Raw genomic sequence first — 18,200 nt, 5'->3', positions numbered from 1 at the left:
GCATCTACTCCTATGGCTCAGACTCAGTTAAACAACGGTCAGTCAAATTGTCCGCAGCCAAATATCACAGCAAGTTCCGAAAAATTCACCCCAGTTGTCAGCCATGCTGGGACTGACAAGTTGTTTCTCACCCGCCAACAACTAATGGGACTCGTGGTTTTAGCAATCATCTTGCCACTGGGACTTGCAGGTGCAGCACTGTGGATGATATGGACAGCGGGACTTAGCCAACGGCAAAATCAAGCTAAATCAGAACTAGCTGTTAGTGAAATTAACTATAATCTCAAACTCGATCGCTGGGCTTTGAGTTTGCCAAACTTTTTTGATACTCAGTCGATCGCCCAAACAGCCATAGCTTACAATAGTGGCAAAAAATCACCATATTTGCAAAAATCTGTCAAGCAAATTCTCGAAAATCAAGTCAAAACAGGGGAAATAGACAGTGCAGTTTTAGTAGGAAAAGATGGCAAGATAATTGTTAGCACTAATTCCCAGCAGCAGGGAGAAAAATTTAATCCTCAAAAAATAGTCGATCGAGTATTAGCGAAAAAAGAACCAATTACCATCAGCGAAATTCTGGGTCAATCGGGAATACAAAAACAATTACCCACCGGGCAGTCGGCGGGATTTAGCGCCACCAATGTCTTGGTTACTTACACCGCAATTCCCGTAAACAATCCCCAAAATCAGACAGTTATTGCTACTTTAGTTTTAGGCAAAAATCTGAGCAAAAAGCCGATGGTTGCCCCTAGGGAAACTGTCAAGGCAATGGTCGATGGATTTTACGGTATTTATGCACCGGTTAAGGATGGCAAATATGTCTTGGTAAATGCACAAACCGTCAACAAAAATCAAGTTTTGCCAGACTTACAGTCGATGGAAAAAGTGCTACTAAAACCAGCACGGATGGCCCGTGGTACAGCAGTTGCCAAGGAAATCAAAATAGGCAATCAAACCTATACAGTAGCAGCAAAAACCCTAAATTCTTCAGGAAAAAACCCCCCAGTAATTTTAGTCAGGGGAATCGCCCAAACCGGGCTGGAAAATTATGGGCTGATTGTGGGATTGTGTGGGGCTTCCCTAGGGTTGCCAATGGCCTTGGCAATGGCGATCGCCCGCCAAGCCAATGGGAGATCGTGGCTGTGCGATGGGGGAACGAAAGAAACACCAGCCCCTGGATTAATTCCTTCTCAGCCCCAGGGCGGGGACAATCCGCAATTGTGGGACGAGTTAAAATTGGATAAATTTTCCAACTTATTTGCAAAACCGTCAATTTTAGAGCCTCAATTAACATTCGATTTTAATTACAAAAAATTATTGATTGATAATGGAGCTAGGGGATTGTTTCCAAAACCTTTAAGTTTCAAACAACTAGAATTACCAGCCGCTGAATCTAATTTCGACCAAAAAATATCCACAAAAGAAGAGACTAATTGCTGCTCGATCGATATCAATCACACCAGACAAAATTTGCAATACTTAAACCGCCTCAACTTGGAATTGCAGCGAGAAATAGTCGATCGCGAACACACTGAAAAAGCGCTACAAAATAGCCAAGGATTACTACAAGCAATCTTAGACAACTCCACAGCAGTGATCTACATTAAGGATGCAGAAGGAAAATATCTCCTAGTCAACCGCTATTTTGAAACCTTATTTCATATCAGCCAAGAGCAAATAGCAGGTAAAACTGATTGGGATATTTTTCCCAAAGAAAAAGCGGAAACTTTGCGAGCAAACGACCTGAAAGTTCTCCAGGAGGACTCACCGTTCAGCATCGAAGAGGTTGTCCCTCAAGACGACGGACAACACACCTACATTTCCCTCAAATTTCCTCTCTACAACCCCCAAGGAGTTGCTTATGCAGTTGGTACAATTTCTACAGATGTGAGCGATCGCAAACTTGCCGAACTCGCCCTAGAAAAAGCTAAAAAAGAGCTAGAAATACAAGTCGAAGAACGCACCGTATTCCTGAGACAATCCAACGAACTCTTGCAGCTAGAACTCTCAGCCAGAGTCCGTGGTTCCATCACTGTCAGACAAATGACAGCTCAAGTGGCCAGACACGCCAGAACCGTTGACGGCATTCTGGGCGCATCCCTAGACCTAATTTTTTTAGTTAACCAGTTAGGAAGGTACACTTACGTCAGTCGTACTGCGGCCCAAGCTGCTGGCTTGAATCCCAGAGAAATGATTGGTAAAAGTTGGCAAGAATTGGGTTGGTCTCCCAAAATTATGGAGCAAGTTCACCGACAGTGCGACGCCGTATTTGCTACCACCCTCCCCGCCAAAGGCGAAGTCATCGTCCCTACCGCAGCCTGGGGAATACGGGACTACGAGTATATTCTGAGCCCGGTTTGCGCTACCGACGGCAGCGTGGAAGCAGTGGTTGCTACCCTGCGGGATATCACCGAACGCAAAGATGCTGAGGAAGCGTGGCAGTTGGCCAAAGAAGCGGCTGAACTGGCAAACCGCGCCAAGAGTGCATTTTTGGCAAATATGAGCCACGAGTTACGGACTCCCCTGAACGCGATTATTGGCTACAGCGATATACTGGTCGAAGATGCCGAAGAGTTAGGGAACGAACAGACTATTTCGGATTTAGACAAAATTCGCAATGCTGGCAAACATTTGTTGCGATTGATTGACGATATTTTGGATATCTCAAAAATTGAGGCTGACAAGATGGAACTTTGTCTCGAAAGCTTCGATGTAGGTGGCTTAATTGAGGAAGTGGCGGTAACAGTCAAACCACTGATGGAGAAAAACGGTAATGTTTTGCACGTAAATATTGGTGAGGGCATCGGTGCTATGCACGCTGATTTGATGAAAGTGCAGCAGGTACTATTGAATTTATTGAGCAATGCTGCTAAGTTTTCGACAGCAGGTACGATTGAACTTGGTGTAGCCAGAATTACCAGTGAAGCATTAAAAAATAAATATCAACCGACGGTTACTCAAATTTTAATTTTGGATTCAGACTTTTTAATTTTCAGAGTTAAAGATACAGGCATTGGTATGACGAAAGAGCAGCAAGAACGACTGTTTCAACCTTTTACTCAAGCGGATAATTCCACTACCCGCAAGTACGGCGGTACGGGTTTGGGACTGACTATCAGCCAGCGTTTTTGTCAGATGATGGGTGGGGATATTGAAATTGAAAGTGAAATTGGTTCCGGTTCTATTTTTACAGTGTTTCTGCCTGCGGCTTTATTCAAGCGTCATGAATTATGAATTTTGAAGGAATAAGGAATAATAAACAATGTCGTTTCTGGTTGTATCGGAATAATTTAACCGCAGAGAACACAGAGGACACAGAGGGAGAGAATAGAGAGATGAATAATTCAGTTGCTACCGGATTTGATATCAGGAATAAGGATTTAGGCAAATGTATTATATCCAATTGAGCAAACATATTTATTTTTATATAGCTTGTTTGATTTCTATTTCGGTATTATTGTCGCAGCCACCTGCTGCATTGGGGAAACAGCCTGGTTGTCCTAGGGGTGAGATTGCTAATTTGCCATCGCCTCCCCTTTCCCAAACCCAAAAGAGTGTTCCGAGTTTGTGGTTGGCTCAAAAACAATTTGGGGGACAATTACTCGATCGCTGGTTTGTGGATTCTAATTCTCGCAATAGTTGGGTGATCCTGTTAGTCAATCGCCAGCTTTGGAGTGGATTGGATTATGTAGGGCGCTATCAATTTGTCAATCGGTTTGGGATGGCGGCCATGGAAGATGGATACAATGTTCGAGTGTGTAACCGTGAAGGTGTAGCTTTGGCTGCTTACTTCTGCGAGGGCGATCGACTAAACTGCCACATCAATTTAGACTCTGTATCAAATTTGGGTATTCAAAGAAAGCCAAAGCTATTTTAAACCGAGAAACTCGCTCTCATCTTGATGGGAAATTTTTAGTTTCTTTGAGTAGTGGGAGATGCTAAAGGTTGACTATTGTTTTTAGGCCGTTGTGGCTGATTTTTTGGTTCTGGTTTTGGTGGTGGTGGCGGCGGAAAAGTAGCAGCCCGTCTGGGTATTTGTAGAGCTGTTCGGAAGGCAGAAAATGGGAAGAAAGTTTGAAATTTGGACAGGCGATCTTCAAGAGATTCCGGTGTTAATTCCCACAAACTTTCGTAGTAAAAAAAAGCCACACCTAAGCCGTATTCTTGGACGGCTCTCACCTGAGATTGAATTTGGTGCATGGGAACTGGGCGATTTCTTAAACCAGTCATAATCCCAACTCCTGTGGGAATTTTTTTCTGGGTTTCTTGCATTTCTGGGCGATTGATTTTGTTAATAAACGAGGCTAAATCTGGGCGGTAAACTTGCACAATTAGCTCGTCGGCAATATCTAACCTTACCCAAGCTAGCCAATCTTGCAGGTGATGCTTGTAAGCAAATTCGTAGTAATTGGGAGAAATGGAGAAAATTGCCTTGGGTTTTACGGCTTTTACAGCTTGATTTAGTTGTGACATAAATGCCGTAATTTTATTAGCTCGCCACTGCACCCAAGCTGGATCTTGAAAATCGGTTGGAGGAGCTTTTTTGGTTTCTTTAGTATACAGTGCAACGGTGTAGGCATCGTAACCAAATTCCGATGGCAAACTCATGTGATCGTCAAATTGAATGCCATCAGCATTATATTTAGTAGTGACTTCTAGTACGAGTTCGCTAATGAATTGCTGCACTTCGGGATGAAAAGGGTTTAACCAAACTACTTCGCCACCCGCACCGTTTGATGTCTGGGTTCCGTCTTGTTTTTGTGTTAGCCAATCGGGATTATCTAAGGCTAATTCTGACGTGGGAGGAGTCATGAAACCAAACTCAAACCACGGAATTACTAGCAATCCTTGGCGATGAGATTGCTGGATTAAATCTGCTAGCATATCTTGTCCGTCTAAGCCTCTGTACACAAAGGGTTGAATATCTCTTTGCTGGGCGACAGGACTAGGATACATCACATAGCCAGAATTCCAAATTACGGGATAGATAGTGTTGAAATTTAACTGTTTGAGTTTGGTGACTGCTTCTGTTACTTTGCGCCGATCTCTGAGGATGTCTTTGTCGTTTGTTGTCATCCAAACTCCGCGAATTTCCTGACGTGGTTGCTGGGCGATCGCCGGAATCAAGTTGTTCGCCAGCAGTGCTATCATGAATGAGATGGCAAATAAAAGCGGGAGAATAGGTTTAATCGATCGCAGCCAACCGCGAGGAATGATGCCTAATGTCATAGTGTTAAATGGTGAGTTAGTTCTTAGACATCTCCAAAAATGATGGTGGGGTAAGCCCGAAAGCCAGCCATTGACAGGCTTTTCTGGAGACGGTTATCGAAACACACCCTGGCATAATTTGCTAATGAAATTTAGTCGTTCTACAGTCTACAACCATTTGTGCTGATTTGCTAATTGGTTGAGTGAAATCGCGACATCGCTTAGATGCGATCGCACTTTGGGCAACTATAATATACTTGTCCCAAAAAGGCTGTCAAGGGCTGGCTGGATGTCTAACCCTACTCCTCACAGAAATTATGGGAGATGTCTAATATTGATACATGAAATATCCATGCCACAACATTTAGTTTTAATTGGTGGCGGTCATAGTCATGCTATTGTATTGAAAATGTTCGGCATGAAACCGCTGTCGGGAGTGCATTTGACTCTGATTACCGACGTGCTGTACGCACCCTATTCGGGGATGCTACCGGGACACATTGCGGGTTTTTACAGTTATGAGGAATGTCACATCGATTTGCGTTCTCTCTGTGAATTTACTCAGTGCGAGATATTGGTCGATCGGGCGATCGCGATCGACTTTAACAAAAATCAAGTAATTTGTCAAAATAGCCCCCCCGTTAGTTTTGACTTGCTTTCGATCGACATCGGCAGCACTCCCGCGACTTTATCCGTACCTGGTGCTAACGAATATGCAATTCCAGCTAAACCAGTACCGGAGTTTTTAGCTAACTGGAATCAGTTAATTACATCCCCAGCAAATTATCTAAATCAACCCTTGAATATTGCCATTGTGGGTGGTGGTGCCGGCGGTGTAGAATTAGCATTAAATATGCAATCTCGTCTGGCTCGAAAAACCGATAATTATCAAATTAACTTGGTTCACAGCGGTGCGGAATTAATGCCACAACACAACCAAAGAGTACGTCATCGCCTCAAAAAAATTATCATTAATAGCGGTATCAAACTGCACTTAATGGAAAAAGTGGTGGGTATCAAAAACACCAAAATAATTGACACAAATAAAAGTTCAGAATGCCACATACCCAATTACGAAATTGCCTGTGAATCCGGATTAAGATTAGACGTAAATCGTATTTTTTGGGTGACACAAGCCTCCGCAGCTAATTGGATAAAAGCATCGGGTTTAGCCACGGACTCCAACGGGTTTATCCAAGTCAATGATTACTTGCAATCTGTGTCTCACCCTCATGTATTTGCCGCTGGGGATATCTGCACGATGATTAATTATCCGCGCCCCAAAGCAGGAGTATTTGCGGTGCGCCAGGGCCCGCCTTTATTTGAAAATTTGCAGCAATTTTTGTTAGCCCAACCGCTAAAACCCTTTGCACCACAAGCCCAATATTTAGGGCTAATTGGTACTGGGAATAAAAAGGCGATCGCCTCTCGCGGCTCTTGGATGTGGGAATCCCGGCTACTCTGGTACTGGAAAGATTGGATCGATCGCCAATTTATGCAAAAATTTCAGCATAAAAATTAGTATTTGGGCAAAAAGGCGATCGGAGTAATTCCGCTAACCTAAAAAAACAGCAGATCCAACTAGCCGCAGATTGGAAAATAGGAGGATTCTGATTTATGATAGTAGTAACCGCAGAAATGAGTAAAAGAGTAAATATGTTCAGAAAAATTGGTTTTTGGCTGATTTGGATAGCCTTTAGCACCTACGCTTTTGTATTTGCACCTCCCGACAGCCCCGAAACATTGACCTTAATTACCAATCTTTCCACCGGGAAAATAGCAGAAATCAACCCTTTAATTGTCGCGTTGTTCAATATCATGGGCGTGTGGCCAATCATCTATAGTTGCGTCTTATTTGCTGACGGTAGAGGACAAAAAATACCAGCCTGGTTATTTGCCATTTTATCCTTTGGTGTCGGTGCATTTGCCTTATTGCCTTATTTAGCCCTACGGCAACCAAATTCCGAATTTATGGGAAATAAAAATACTTTTTTAAAGGTATTAGACTCCCGGTTTACGGGAATTATATTAACATTAGGCGCTGCTGTTTTAGTTGCCTTTGGGTTGACAACAGGCGATTGGTCAGATTTTATTAGCCAATGGCAGACTAGCCGCTTTATTCATGTAATGAGTTTAGATTTTTGTATGCTTTCCCTGTTATTTCCGGCATTGCTGGGAGATGACATGGCGCGCCGAGGAATGCACAATAGTACAGTTTTTTGGGCGGTAACATTAGTTCCTTTGTTTGGCCCTCTAGTTTATTTGTGTACGCGCCAGTCTTTGCCGGAAAATACAGTGCAAACTGTTACAAATTAGACAGCATGGCTGACAATTATCAGTTTACTTTAGGACTCTATGTCATCATACTAGAAACAGGTTTTCTGGCCTGTTCCACAACATGAAAAAATTTCCCATCGTTGGCATCACTACATATAACCGCTGTCAAGCAGGCGAATATCGCTTAAATGGATCTTATATTGATGCCGTGCAAGCGGCTGGCGGCATCCCGATTTTACTGCCGCCCAATCAATTAAATCCAGCTAGTATTTTTGATATAGTAGATGGTTTGATTTTTTCCGGTGGCGGAGATATTAATCCAGAACTTTATGGCGGTACGATCGATCGCACAGTTTATGCGATCGATGCAGAACGTGATAACTTTGAACTAGCCTTAGCCAAACTAGCTTTCAAAGCTGACATACCTGTTTTGGGAGTTTGTCGGGGAATGCAAATGCTGAATGTAGCTAGCGGTGGTAGTTTGGTGACTCATGTACCCCATGCTTACGGAGAGGAAGTGAGTCATGGAGCGGGAATTCCCCCTCGTGCGATCGAGCATAGCATTGAAATTGAACCCAACAGTCGGCTAGCAAAAATTATGGGGACAACTTCCACAACCGTTGTTTCTTGGCATCATCAAGCTGTGCGGAAAGTAACATCCGATTGGCGAATTGTAGCCGAGGCTTCTGACACTTTGGTAGAAGCAATGGAGTATCAAAATCACCCGTGGATGATTGCAATTCAATGGCACCCGGAAATGTCCCCAAAATGTTTGATAAACTCTCGAATTTTTCGGGCTTTCGTAGAAGCAGCAGCTTCAAAATTCATGAATTATACCAATTCAAATTCAAATCAAATTCATACATTTTGATAGTCACTTATTCTTGATAGTCAGTGTCTATTTCAATATCAAGGGTATCTTCATCTATTCTGATATACAGAACATTCGGGCGACAGCAAACTTGACAATCTTCAATATATGATTGCTCCATTCCCCCACTAATATCAACAAAAGTTGTACTTGGTTCGCCGCAAAAAGCACAGTAATATTCAGCCGTTGTTTGCATTTTTTTCACACTCTTTCTTGGTAACTTCGTGGCGGTAACGAAACATATCTGTTAGTCGCATTTCCACCCACCAACCTAATAATAGATCGACCATCGGGCCACCGGGTATCGAAAAGGCGATCGCATCTGTCAATCTAGTTTTACCATTTTCTGTGGTAAACTCGTGTCGATGAGTCCAACTGGCCATCGGTCCCTCAGTTTGTTCATCAACAAATAACCTATACTGTTGGCACTCAGTATGAGTCGCCACCCACTTTACCGGAATCGGCCCCAATGAAAGACGAAATTCCGATACAGCACCCACACCAAGTCCACCTTCGCGGCGAATGATTGTCACCGGTTGCCAAGGCGGAGTTAATATTTGTAAAATATCCGGTCTTTCGTGAAAGTTCCAGACACTTTCAACCGTCGCATCAATTAGCGATGAATATCGAAAATTAGGCATTATTCAAATCTTACTAAACAGTTAATTGCGCTGGAATATCAGCATTTACATCATTATCCTCTGTGTCAGTACAAACAGCAACAGTTAGTTTCAATCCCAGAGCTTTTAGCCAAGTTCCCAAACTATAAATAGCATCACTTCCTTGTTCAGACAGCAATTCATCCAGTTTTTTTAAGTGCAATTCATATTGTTCGGGAGTCATTTTTGATTGACCCAGAGCTTCTGCTACATTGCTAAGTACCATTTTGAGAAGTTCTGCTTCGGGGTTTTCTTCTTCAAACAAAGCCTCTAGATACATAGCAGAGTCTATTGGGTTTTTGAGAGACTCTATTAAAAAAGGATGGTAAGGTAAACTTTTAGGCATTATCTTCACTCTTATAATCTGTCCAGTATTTGATAGCTTGCCCTATGTCTCGGTCTTGAGTGCTTTTATCCCCACCGATTAAAAGTAGGATAATAGTTGTGCCGACTTGTCCGAAATAGATTCGGTATCCAGGGCCATAATCTATTTTTAATTCATACAGTCCCTCTCCAACAAATCGATAATCTCCGAGATTGCCGAGTTGAACTCTGTCTAATCTCAACTTAATTCTAGCTTTTGCTTTGCCATCTCGGAGAAAATTAAACCATTCCTCGAAAGGCACTTTGTTATCTGGCGTAGTATAACGCTGAATTTCTATGGGTTGGACTTCTGGCATATCAGCATCATATCAAATCCGGTAGCATCTGAATGATTCAGATCTCTATTCTCTCCCTCTGTGTCCTCTGTGTTCTCTGCGGTTAAATCATTCCGATGCAGCCGGAAGCGATATCACAACTACGCTGATACCACAGCAACAAACTTATTTCAGCATTGGGGTGTGTTTCCCAAAATTCTTTTAGTCGTTTTCGGCTAATGACACGCATGAGACTATTATAATCTAATTTACTAAACGCGAATTAGTGAATTTTCATATCCTTTTGTATGAGTCATCGCCTCAGCTAAATGCTTCTTCAAAGTCGCTTCAGGCAGGGGTCCTTGCAAGTGACTCCAAGGCAAAACCCGATCCAATTCCCACTCCTGGAAAACATAAAAATCCATGTCAGGCAAATGTCCCCGCAATTCCTTAAAAGCCCGCCGATAACTGCCCAATGTATCGCCGTAATGCCGCACTAATTCTAACAGCTTAGACAAGCGTCGATCGCCCTTGGATAACAAACCCTGAATCACAGACCAGTTATAGCTTTCCGGTCTAAATTCTAATCCCAACTTCCGCAATTCTTTATCTAAAAACTTCAATCTTTTTTCTGCATCTTTATTGACTCCAAACCACTGAAAAGGAGTGTGAGATTTCGGGACAAAGGTACTGCAACCAAAAGTTAAGCGCAAACCGGGGGCAGCTTTTTTGATAGCCCGCAGCATGGCTACAGTCGCCTCTAAATCCTCCATTTCTTCCCCCGGTATTCCCGCCATGCCGTAGAGTTTAATGCCCTTTAAACCTCCAACTTTAGCATTGATAGCAGCTTGAATAATTTCCTCATTGGTGAGCTTTTTATTAACTATTTTGCGGAGGCGATCGCTGCCACTTTCCACCGCAATAGTCACAGATTTGCTGTCTCTTTTGGTCAAAATTTCAGCGAGTTTCACCGTCACCGTGTTGGTACGGACTGAAGCAAGACTAAGCCTTACACCATCATATTTAGGCTGATTTAAATAATCTAATAAAACTTCAAATTCCGGGTGCTGAGTCACGGAAGCACCCAACAAACCCAAGCGATTTGTGACAGCTAAACCGCGGTCTATTGCCGGAATTAAAGAACCCTCCAAACTCGCAGTTCTAAAAGGTAAAGTCAGATAACTTGCCAAACAGAAGCGGCACATTTCTGGACAACTGCGAACCACTTCCACCATGTAAATATTTTCCCAAGCAGCCTTGGATGTCACCACAGTAGAAGCAGATAAAGTATTGCCACGATAAGTCTGTTTTTCAACCACACTGGGAATTGCTGCATCCAGGGGATGAATTGATTGAATACCCTCCGCGACATCCAGATAAGTCACTTCGTACAAACTGGGAACATACACTCCCGGAACTTGGGCTAAATGGCGCAATTTAGTTTTTCTGTCAGCGGTACGAACTTCTTTAAAAGCATTTATAAAATTATCAATCAGATTTTCGCCATCTCCGAGCAAAATCACATCAAAAAAATCAGCGAAAGGTTCGGGGTTGGCAGTAAAAACCGGACCACCACCAAAGACTATAGGATGACTATCTGTTCGTTTAGTTGCCCAAATTGGAACTTCTAGAGATTCCAATAAATTGAGAATATTCACATAATCGAGTTCCCAAGAAAAAGAAAATCCCAGTAATTCTGGAGTTCTCGGAAGTGGTTCGTGGATATCAGTAAATAAACGACCAACCTCAATATCTGGGCGCACTGCCAAAGTTGCCCACACTATTTGATAGCCCAGACTGGTAATACCAACCGTGTACTCGTTGGGAAAAGCAAAAATCGTCTGGATAGCGTCAACATCGGGGGTTGCTGGGGCAAATAGCAAGCGTTCTTCAACAAAGGGATTAGAAGTCATTAGTAATTATTGGAGGTGTCTAATTGATTCACTTATTCAAGTATTTTCGGAAATATAATCTTTTTCGTCCTTTTTTCGAGGAGGTGGACTGTGGAAAGTGGCAATTAACAAACAGATAATTCCAGCATTAATAAAAACATCAGCCAGATTAAAAATTGGGAACCGAATCAAGCGAAAATCGAGAAAATCCACCACATACCCCGACACAAATCGATCGATCCCATTTCCCAGTGCGCCGCCCAAAATCAAGCCATAGCCAGCTTGTTCCCAGCGATTAATTCGTGGTCCGAACCAAGCGAGTACCATCAATCCCACACTAACGCCCAAAGACAGCCAGCGCAACCAAATCGCCCCACCATTGCTAAACAAACTAAAAGCCGCACCAGTATTAACAACATAAGTGAAGTGAAACACGCCCGGTAACAGTGGCTGTGTTTGCGGAGGAACAGCCAATTCAAAATTTTGCACCACCCAAAATTTAGTCAGATGGTCTAAAACTAGACTGATAATAGCAGCAACCCAGAACCAGGGATTTTTTTTAAAACGCATGAATTAGAAAGTAGAACATAGGGCATCGGGCATGGGAGAATTTACTCAAATCTCGCGGGTGATTGCGAGGAGGATGCAGTGCAGGAAAGCAATCCCAACCGCAGCGAGATTATTTTCCCGTTTCGCAATGACAGTATAACCCAATTTTGCACAATTACCAATTCCCTATGCCCTAGGCTATAGGCTCAATTTTCTATTATTTTACCATTAATAAAACATCACTCGACGTAAAACAAATGACAGTAATGCGATCGCACAAACTACCGCCAACTGTCCAGGCAAAGGATAAACTGAATATTTCAGGATTTGCTCAAACAAACTTGTGGTTTTTGTCGGTAGCACCAACAAGTGACTTAAAACCAGATAAGTTAAGCCGATCGCATGAATTGTAAACAAGCCGCACAAACAACTAAAAGCAATAGATTCCAGACGCGAAGCCACCTTAAAAGCCATCCAGCCACACACCCAAGCACCGGGAATAAAACCCAGTAAATAACCAAAAGCAGGTTCTTTAATATAGCCAATGCCGCCGCCTTGAGAAAAAACTGGCCACAAAGTTAGTCCTAAAATTATATAGGCAATTTGTGATAAAGCAGCCGCATTTTTACCACCCATGCAGCCTACCAGCAAAACGGCTCCAATTTGATAGTTGACTCCTAAAGAATAAGCCTGAAATCCTCGATTGTCCCAAAACCCAATTGGAGTAGTAACAAAGGCAGGAAAAAACGCGCCTCCTATCGTTAGGAGTAAACCAATAAAAGCCCAAATTAGTTCTATGGGAACAGGCATTCGATTTTAGCAGTTGACAGTTGACAGTTGACAGTTGACAGTTGACAGTTGACAGTTACATATAGCATTTCTCAGATATATGTTAGAACCCCAACTTATTAAAGAAGTTGGGGTTCTGGCTATTATGAATTTAACTCAAAATTCAAAATTTAACCCTCAAAACTGCCTGGAATTGGTGCTTCGCCGCCTTGAAGTCCGAGGGATTCAAGCATGGCTCGGTCCTGCTCTGCGGGTTGACCCATAGTAGTCAGATAATGTCCGACTAACATAGCATTAATTCCAGCTTTTAAGCCGAGGTGTTGTAGTTCTCCCATGACGGCTTCTCTACCTCCAGCATAACGGATGATTTGCTCTGGAAGCATTAATCGAAAAATTGCGATCGCCTTTAATGCTTCGTAAGGATCTAGTGGAGGTAAATCACCCAAAGGTGTACCTTTTCTAGCAGATAGCAAATTCACCGGTACCGACTCAACCTCTAACTCGCGCAAAGACAAAGCTAAATCGATTCTATCTTGCCAACTTTCGCCCATGCCGATAATTCCACCGCTGCAAGCTTGAATGCCTGCTGCTTTTAAGTTCTTAATCGTAGCAGTGCGATCGCTCCATTTGTGAGTTGTCACAATATTCGGAAAAAACTGCTCAGACGCCTCTAAATTGTGATTGTAGCGAGTTACTCCCGCCGCTCGCAATTCTTGAGCTTGTTCGACAGTCACTTCTCCCAAAGCGCAGCAAGGCTTAACATTAGTTTCCTGAATAATGCGGCGCACTGTCTCAAGAATTTGCTCAAATTCCGAGGATTTCGGGCTGTTATGTTTAATCCCTTTCCCTTGAGAAACCAGACAAAATCTTTTCGCCCCGGCTTCCTCGGCCACCTTGGCTTGGGCTAAAATCTCATCGGAGGTTTTTAAGCCATAAATCGGGACATTTTCTCCCGGATGGTGAGCCGACTGAGAGCAAAAACCGCAATTTTCCGAACAGTTACCAGATTTGACATTAATGATGCTGCACAAGTCTACCGTATTGCCACAGCAAGCTTGACGCACGCGATCGGCTGCTTCGCACAGCAGTAAAATATTTTCTTGACCCTCTATTGCTGTCAAAGCCAGGGCTTCGTCTCTACCTATCCGATATCCTTTAACTATTTGCTCTACGAGGCTATCTAACCGTTGTTGCAGCGGTAATTTTTCCGACATCAAGTCGATCGAACTCTGAGAAAATGTTGGCAGTGGCGCTTGCACCATTTCTTGCACCTTATGAAAACAACCACCATTGTAGGGTTTTCTGGTTCTCTCTCCGGGATATTTTACAATTCACTGTCAGGAACTCAGGGCTAAAGCCACTGAGCTTGTAAGAGAAATCTCTCGCAAGCTGTTCTGACCAGCCTAAGTCTTAACTGACTACGTTATTTGGGTCACGATACCGGAGAATGCGACGCTAGTTTTCCGCTCTATCGCTAGTGGTTAAACAGTTTTAAAGTCACTGAGACAGTGCTGCTAGCCTCACAAGCCCTTATAACATTGGCGAAGCGAACATTACTCTCGCAAGGGAGATCGAGGCAACCATACCTCACCGGAGGGGCAACCATACCCCTCCAACCCCGCAAGGGGATTCAAGGCGGTTGAAACCGCCGGGTCGTTTCCCTCTCAGGTCTAAAGACACTGAGTTTCCCACTTACCGAGTGTTTTTTATGAATTTTGGGGTCGGCGATCGACAATCTAGCGATGGCTACGGTCCCCACCCTTTCAAATATCTTATTGCTCCAAAACTGTCAAGCTTGTTTTGAACTAAAAATTTAATTTAGTGTAAAATGTAAAGAATCTTAACCAAAGCTTTACTTTCGAGCGTTATGCTAGGGCCCGACACCCTGTATAGCGTCTAAAACTTTACACCCATGATTTTCCGTATCAACATGATTAATTCCAACCGGCTGACGACGGCAATCTCAGCAATGGCGATCGCCCTCAGCTTAGCAGCCTGTGGTGGCGGCAGCACAACCACAAGCAGCAGCCCCAGCCCCAGTGACAGCGCCGCGAGTCCCGGCGCTTCCCCCGTTGCAGCCACCGGCACTGCTACTCCCAGCAAACTCGCCCTAGCCTCAGACGTCGCCCTCACCGCAGCCGGCGCATCATTCCCCGCTCCCCTGTACCAGCGTTGGTTTCAAGACTTCAACAAAATCAACCCCAAAGTACAAATTAACTATCAATCCGTAGGTAGCGGAGCCGGAGTCGAACAATTTACCAAAGGCACCGTAGACTTTGGTGCCAGCGACACCGCCATGAAAGACGACGAAATCGCCAAAGTTCCAGCAGACAAAGGCGTGATTTTGTTGCCCATGACAGCCGGCAGCATCGTCATCGGCTACAACTTACCAGACGTACCCGAACTCAAACTGCCACGGGATGTTTACGCAGAAATCTTCGCCGGTAAAATTACCAAGTGGAACGACCCCAAAATAGCAGCAGCGAATCCTGGTGCTAAATTACCAGACCAAGCCATTACCGTCGTGCACCGTTCCGATGGTAGCGGTACCACCGCCGTCTTCACCAAACACCTGAGTGCCATCAGCCCCGACTGGAAAAGCACAGTAGGCGACGGCAAAACAGTAGAGTGGCCCAAAACAGGTACCTTTGTCGGTGCAAAAGGCAACGAAGGTGTCACAGCCCAAGTCCTGCAAACCGTCGGCGGCATTGGCTATGTAGAATACGGCTACGCCAAAAACAACAATCTCAAATTTGCATCTTTGCAAAACAAAGCAGGTACATTTGTCGTACCTAACGACGAATCAGCTTCAGAAGCTCTAGCAACAGTTCCACTGCCAGAAAATCTGCGAGCATTTATCGAAGACCCAGAAGGTGCTAAATCCTATCCAATTGTCACCTATACTTGGATGCTAGTCCCCAAAACAGTTGCGGATGCCAACAAAGCCAAAGCGATCGAGGCTATGGTGGAATACGGCTTGAATGAAGGTCAAAAAGTTAGTTCCGAATTGGGCTACGTTCCTCTGCCCCAAAGCGTTAAAGAAAAAGTGGCCGCGGCTGCTGACGGCATCAGCGCCGACTACAAGATTGAGGTTGCCAAATAGTAATTGAAGGAAGAAGGAAGAAGGAAGAAGGAAGAAGGAAGAGGGATATTTCTGTAGGGGCGGGTTTCACCAACAATATGAGCCTAACATCGATAATCTCATAAACCCGCCCCCACCCAACGGTAAATCGCCATCTACCTCTTTCCAAATACAAGGAGCGATTTTCATCAGAAATATTTGTGGAAAAGTCAGGGCGATTAATCCACCCACTCCTGTGGAATGTTATTTATGTTTTTTCTTTCTGCTTCCTTCCCGCTAACTTTTTCCTAAAATTGTTTTTTTCAAAACTATTACTTGGTTGTTTTGTCTATGATTTCACATAATCAGAGCGCAGAATCTGAGAGCCGTTCCCGCTCTCCAGTAGAAAAATCCTTAGACCAAGCCTTTATCTGGCTAACTAGGATTTTGGGCATAGGAATTGGGGTAATTTTGCTGGTGATAGCACTCACAGTTGCTTTCAGAGCATTACCTGCGATTCAACAGTACGGTTTGGGATTTTTATTTAGCAGTAGCTGGAACCCAGTTAAAGAAGAGTACGGTGCCCTGCCGATGATTTACGGGACGATCGTCAGTTCGGCGATCGCGCTCCTAATTGCAGTACCATTAGGAGTAGGCACTGCGATCTTCCTGAGCGAAGATTTTCTACCCCTACCAATCCGCACAGCCTTGGTTTTTTTGGTAGAACTTTTAGCCGCCATTCCTAGCGTAGTTTACGGTTTGTGGGGAATTGCTGTATTGATTCCCATTATTACCAACCTCGGCAAGTTTCTCAACGGCACTTTCGGATGGCTACCAATTTTTAGCACCCCCCCAGTGGGACCCGGAATGTTACCCGCCGGAGTAATTTTGGGAATCATGACTTTGCCGATTATTACTGCTATCTCCCGTGACTCTTTAGCAAGTCTGCCTCCCGAATTGCGGCAAGCATCTTTAGGTTTAGGAGCAACTCGTTGGACAACCATTTTTAGGGTGCTGGTACCCGCTGCTTTCTCCGGTATTGTCGGCGGAATTATGCTCGGTTTAGGACGCGCGATGGGAGAAACAATGGCTGCAACTCTGTTAATTGGCAACTCCAATCAGTTAAGTCTTTCGGTGCTAGCTCCTGCCAATACTATTGCTTCTTTGATGGCAAATCAGTTTGCAGAAGCTTCCGGGTTGCAAGTAGCAGCTCTGATGTACACGGGGCTAATTTTGTTTATTATGACCCTGATTGTTAATATTTTGGCAGAGTGGATTGTTTCTCAAGTTAGAGCCAAGTACAACTAAAAATTGGTGGCAAATCCCCCTACAGTTTTAATTTATGTCAAACAGAACCTCTGAAGGTCTTGATTCTTTTGCCTCGAAGACAGGTAATTTAAAAAAAGTTAAAAACAGTCCCCTATCGCTGTTCAATATGGCGATGACAGTATTAGCGGGAGCCTGTTTAACAATTACTCTGTTGCCTTTGTTTGCAGTGCTTTCCTACGTCACCGTACAAGGTTTCAATCGCCTGAATTTAGACTTATTCACTAAGCTACCACCACCGCCTGGACTATCGGGAGGCGGTATTGCTAATGCAATTATCGGTACATTGATGACCGTGGGAATTGCTTCTCTGATTGCTGTACCTTTTGGTGTATTGGCCGCCGTTTATTTGTCTGAATTTAGCAAAGGCTCCATAGCTCGCTGGGTGCGTTTTGCTACTAATGTTCTCAGCGGTGTTCCTTCGATTATTGCGGGGGTATTTGCCTACGGTTTGTTTGTGGTAAATATGGGAGGTTTTTCGGCAATTGCAGGCGGTGCTGCGCTGGCAGTGCTGATGTTGCCGACGATTGTGCGAACTACTGACGAAGCTTTACAAATCGTCCCTCAAGATATTAGATGGGCTTCGGTTGGTGTGGGTGCATCTAATTATCAAACAGTGTTGCAGGTGGTTTTGCCTGCTGCTATTCCGGCTATTTTAACTGGTGTGACGCTGGCAATTGCCCGCGCTGCTGGAGAAACTGCTCCTTTGATTTTCACTGCGTTAAATTCGCCTTTTTGGCCAGCAGGATTTGATAAGCCAACTCCTTCCCTTTCGGTTTTGGTGTACAACTTTGCAACAGTTCCGTTTAAGGCACAGAAAGAATTAGCTTGGGCGGCTTCTTTAATTTTGGTGTTCATGGTTTTACTGACGAGTATTCTTTCTCGTTGGGCAACTCGCCAAAAAGTTTATTAGTCAGTTGGCAGTTGGCA

18 protein-coding genes are annotated in these 18,200 nt (G+C 43.9%); 9 read left to right on the top strand and 9 right to left on the bottom strand.

The window, feature by feature from the left end:
* Positions 1-12: 12 nt before the first annotated feature.
* On the top strand, positions 13-3,234 hold the full coding sequence (locus ACBR23_RS14635) for a PAS domain-containing sensor histidine kinase (protein WP_371119780.1): 3,222 nt from the start codon (positions 13-15) through the stop codon (positions 3,232-3,234).
* Between the two features lie 154 nt (positions 3,235-3,388).
* Positions 3,389-3,877 carry a hypothetical protein gene (locus tag ACBR23_RS14630; RefSeq protein WP_371119779.1) on the top strand — a complete coding sequence of 163 codons (489 nt, stop codon included), beginning with the start codon at positions 3,389-3,391 and terminating at the stop codon, positions 3,875-3,877.
* Positions 3,878-3,912: 35 nt separating this feature from the next.
* Here ACBR23_RS14630 and ACBR23_RS14625 read toward each other — a convergent pair whose 3' ends face one another.
* Positions 3,913-5,229: a glycoside hydrolase family 10 protein gene (locus tag ACBR23_RS14625; RefSeq protein ID WP_371116389.1), complete on the bottom strand. Its 1,317-nt coding sequence runs from the start codon at positions 5,227-5,229 to the stop codon at positions 3,913-3,915.
* A 182-nt stretch (positions 5,230-5,411) separates the two neighbouring features.
* Here ACBR23_RS14625 and ACBR23_RS14620 point away from each other — a divergent pair, with 182 nt between their 5' ends.
* The 4 genes from ACBR23_RS14620 to ACBR23_RS14605 all read left to right on the top strand — a co-directional run bounded on the left by ACBR23_RS14620 (position 5,412) and on the right by ACBR23_RS14605 (position 8,356).
* Positions 5,412-5,540, top strand: coding sequence for a hypothetical protein (locus ACBR23_RS14620; protein ID WP_341738525.1), 129 nt, complete (start codon positions 5,412-5,414; stop codon positions 5,538-5,540).
* A gap of 20 nt (positions 5,541-5,560) precedes the next feature.
* On the top strand, positions 5,561-6,730 hold the full coding sequence (locus ACBR23_RS14615) for an FAD-dependent oxidoreductase (RefSeq protein ID WP_371119778.1): 1,170 nt from the start codon (positions 5,561-5,563) through the stop codon (positions 6,728-6,730).
* A 134-nt stretch (positions 6,731-6,864) separates the two neighbouring features.
* The gene (locus tag ACBR23_RS14610; RefSeq protein WP_371116396.1) at positions 6,865-7,524 is read left to right on the top strand and encodes a DUF2834 domain-containing protein; all 660 of its coding nucleotides are present in this window, start codon (positions 6,865-6,867) and stop codon (positions 7,522-7,524) included.
* A gap of 82 nt (positions 7,525-7,606) precedes the next feature.
* On the top strand, positions 7,607-8,356 hold the full coding sequence (locus ACBR23_RS14605) for a gamma-glutamyl-gamma-aminobutyrate hydrolase family protein (protein WP_371116387.1): 750 nt from the start codon (positions 7,607-7,609) through the stop codon (positions 8,354-8,356).
* Positions 8,357-8,363: 7 nt separating this feature from the next.
* Here ACBR23_RS14605 and ACBR23_RS14600 read toward each other — a convergent pair whose 3' ends face one another.
* The 8 genes from ACBR23_RS14600 to bioB form a co-directional block, all read right to left on the bottom strand.
* The gene (locus ACBR23_RS14600) at positions 8,364-8,552 is read right to left on the bottom strand and encodes a CPXCG motif-containing cysteine-rich protein (protein ID WP_194063809.1); all 189 of its coding nucleotides are present in this window, start codon (positions 8,550-8,552) and stop codon (positions 8,364-8,366) included.
* A complete protein-coding gene (locus ACBR23_RS14595) occupies positions 8,536-8,997 on the bottom strand; it encodes an SRPBCC family protein (protein ID WP_371119777.1) in 462 nt (153 codons plus the stop codon). Before ACBR23_RS14595 ends, ACBR23_RS14600 begins: the two co-directional genes overlap by 17 nt.
* Positions 8,998-9,010: 13 nt before the next feature.
* Positions 9,011-9,361 (bottom strand): DNA-binding protein, encoded by a 351-nt coding sequence (locus ACBR23_RS14590; protein WP_371119776.1) that lies wholly within the window; start codon positions 9,359-9,361, stop codon positions 9,011-9,013.
* Positions 9,354-9,695: a type II toxin-antitoxin system RelE/ParE family toxin gene (locus tag ACBR23_RS14585; protein ID WP_371119775.1), complete on the bottom strand. Its 342-nt coding sequence runs from the start codon at positions 9,693-9,695 to the stop codon at positions 9,354-9,356. The genes ACBR23_RS14590 and ACBR23_RS14585 overlap by 8 nt, the downstream gene beginning before the upstream one ends.
* A gap of 230 nt (positions 9,696-9,925) precedes the next feature.
* Positions 9,926-11,566: a radical SAM protein gene (locus ACBR23_RS14580; RefSeq protein WP_371116383.1), complete on the bottom strand. Its 1,641-nt coding sequence runs from the start codon at positions 11,564-11,566 to the stop codon at positions 9,926-9,928.
* A 36-nt stretch (positions 11,567-11,602) separates the two neighbouring features.
* Positions 11,603-12,115 carry a signal peptidase II gene (gene lspA / locus ACBR23_RS14575; RefSeq protein WP_341738532.1) on the bottom strand — a complete coding sequence of 171 codons (513 nt, stop codon included), beginning with the start codon at positions 12,113-12,115 and terminating at the stop codon, positions 11,603-11,605.
* Between the two features lie 207 nt (positions 12,116-12,322).
* Positions 12,323-12,904 (bottom strand): biotin transporter BioY, encoded by a 582-nt coding sequence (locus tag ACBR23_RS14570; protein WP_371116382.1) that lies wholly within the window; start codon positions 12,902-12,904, stop codon positions 12,323-12,325.
* Positions 12,905-13,053: 149 nt separating this feature from the next.
* Positions 13,054-14,145 (bottom strand): biotin synthase BioB, encoded by a 1,092-nt coding sequence (gene bioB, locus ACBR23_RS14565; RefSeq protein ID WP_371116381.1) that lies wholly within the window; start codon positions 14,143-14,145, stop codon positions 13,054-13,056.
* Between the two features lie 650 nt (positions 14,146-14,795).
* Here bioB and pstS point away from each other — a divergent pair.
* The 3 genes from pstS to pstA all read left to right on the top strand — a co-directional run bounded on the left by pstS (position 14,796) and on the right by pstA (position 18,183).
* A complete protein-coding gene (gene pstS / locus ACBR23_RS14560; RefSeq protein WP_371119774.1) occupies positions 14,796-15,986 on the top strand; it encodes a phosphate ABC transporter substrate-binding protein PstS in 1,191 nt (396 codons plus the stop codon).
* A 309-nt stretch (positions 15,987-16,295) separates the two neighbouring features.
* Positions 16,296-17,252: a phosphate ABC transporter permease subunit PstC gene (gene pstC, locus ACBR23_RS14555; protein ID WP_341738535.1), complete on the top strand. Its 957-nt coding sequence runs from the start codon at positions 16,296-16,298 to the stop codon at positions 17,250-17,252.
* 34 nt (positions 17,253-17,286) lie between these two features.
* Positions 17,287-18,183 (top strand): phosphate ABC transporter permease PstA, encoded by an 897-nt coding sequence (gene pstA / locus ACBR23_RS14550; protein WP_341738536.1) that lies wholly within the window; start codon positions 17,287-17,289, stop codon positions 18,181-18,183.
* The last annotated feature ends 17 nt before the right edge of the window (positions 18,184-18,200 follow it).

This window comes from Microcoleus sp. (assembly GCF_041354475.1).
GTDB lineage: Bacteria > Cyanobacteriota > Cyanobacteriia > Cyanobacteriales > Microcoleaceae > Microcoleus.
The sequence above is the reverse complement of the archived record's forward strand: the minus strand, read 5'-3'. Positions and strand labels throughout refer to the sequence as shown.

Excerpts from the sequence above, each read along its gene's own strand:
- ACBR23_RS14570 (WP_371116382.1), bottom strand. The coding sequence starts at position 12,904 with ATGCCTGTTCCCATAGAACTAATTTGGGCTTTTATTGGTTTACTCCTA.
- pstS (WP_371119774.1), top strand. The coding sequence starts at position 14,796 with ATGATTTTCCGTATCAACATGATTAATTCCAACCGGCTGACGACGGCA.
- ACBR23_RS14605 (WP_371116387.1), top strand. The coding sequence starts at position 7,607 with ATGAAAAAATTTCCCATCGTTGGCATCACTACATATAACCGCTGTCAA.
- lspA (WP_341738532.1), bottom strand. The coding sequence starts at position 12,115 with ATGCGTTTTAAAAAAAATCCCTGGTTCTGGGTTGCTGCTATTATCAGT.
- ACBR23_RS14595 (WP_371119777.1), bottom strand. The coding sequence starts at position 8,997 with ATGCCTAATTTTCGATATTCATCGCTAATTGATGCGACGGTTGAAAGT.
- ACBR23_RS14610 (WP_371116396.1), top strand. The coding sequence starts at position 6,865 with ATGTTCAGAAAAATTGGTTTTTGGCTGATTTGGATAGCCTTTAGCACC.
- ACBR23_RS14635 (WP_371119780.1), top strand. The coding sequence starts at position 13 with ATGGCTCAGACTCAGTTAAACAACGGTCAGTCAAATTGTCCGCAGCCA.
- ACBR23_RS14580 (WP_371116383.1), bottom strand. The coding sequence starts at position 11,566 with ATGACTTCTAATCCCTTTGTTGAAGAACGCTTGCTATTTGCCCCAGCA.
- ACBR23_RS14590 (WP_371119776.1), bottom strand. The coding sequence starts at position 9,361 with ATGCCTAAAAGTTTACCTTACCATCCTTTTTTAATAGAGTCTCTCAAA.
- ACBR23_RS14615 (WP_371119778.1), top strand. The coding sequence starts at position 5,561 with ATGCCACAACATTTAGTTTTAATTGGTGGCGGTCATAGTCATGCTATT.
- ACBR23_RS14600 (WP_194063809.1), bottom strand. The coding sequence starts at position 8,552 with ATGCAAACAACGGCTGAATATTACTGTGCTTTTTGCGGCGAACCAAGT.
- pstA (WP_341738536.1), top strand. The coding sequence starts at position 17,287 with ATGTCAAACAGAACCTCTGAAGGTCTTGATTCTTTTGCCTCGAAGACA.
- ACBR23_RS14585 (WP_371119775.1), bottom strand. The coding sequence starts at position 9,695 with ATGCCAGAAGTCCAACCCATAGAAATTCAGCGTTATACTACGCCAGAT.
- bioB (WP_371116381.1), bottom strand. The coding sequence starts at position 14,145 with ATGGTGCAAGCGCCACTGCCAACATTTTCTCAGAGTTCGATCGACTTG.
- ACBR23_RS14625 (WP_371116389.1), bottom strand. The coding sequence starts at position 5,229 with ATGACATTAGGCATCATTCCTCGCGGTTGGCTGCGATCGATTAAACCT.
- pstC (WP_341738535.1), top strand. The coding sequence starts at position 16,296 with ATGATTTCACATAATCAGAGCGCAGAATCTGAGAGCCGTTCCCGCTCT.
- ACBR23_RS14630 (WP_371119779.1), top strand. The coding sequence starts at position 3,389 with ATGTATTATATCCAATTGAGCAAACATATTTATTTTTATATAGCTTGT.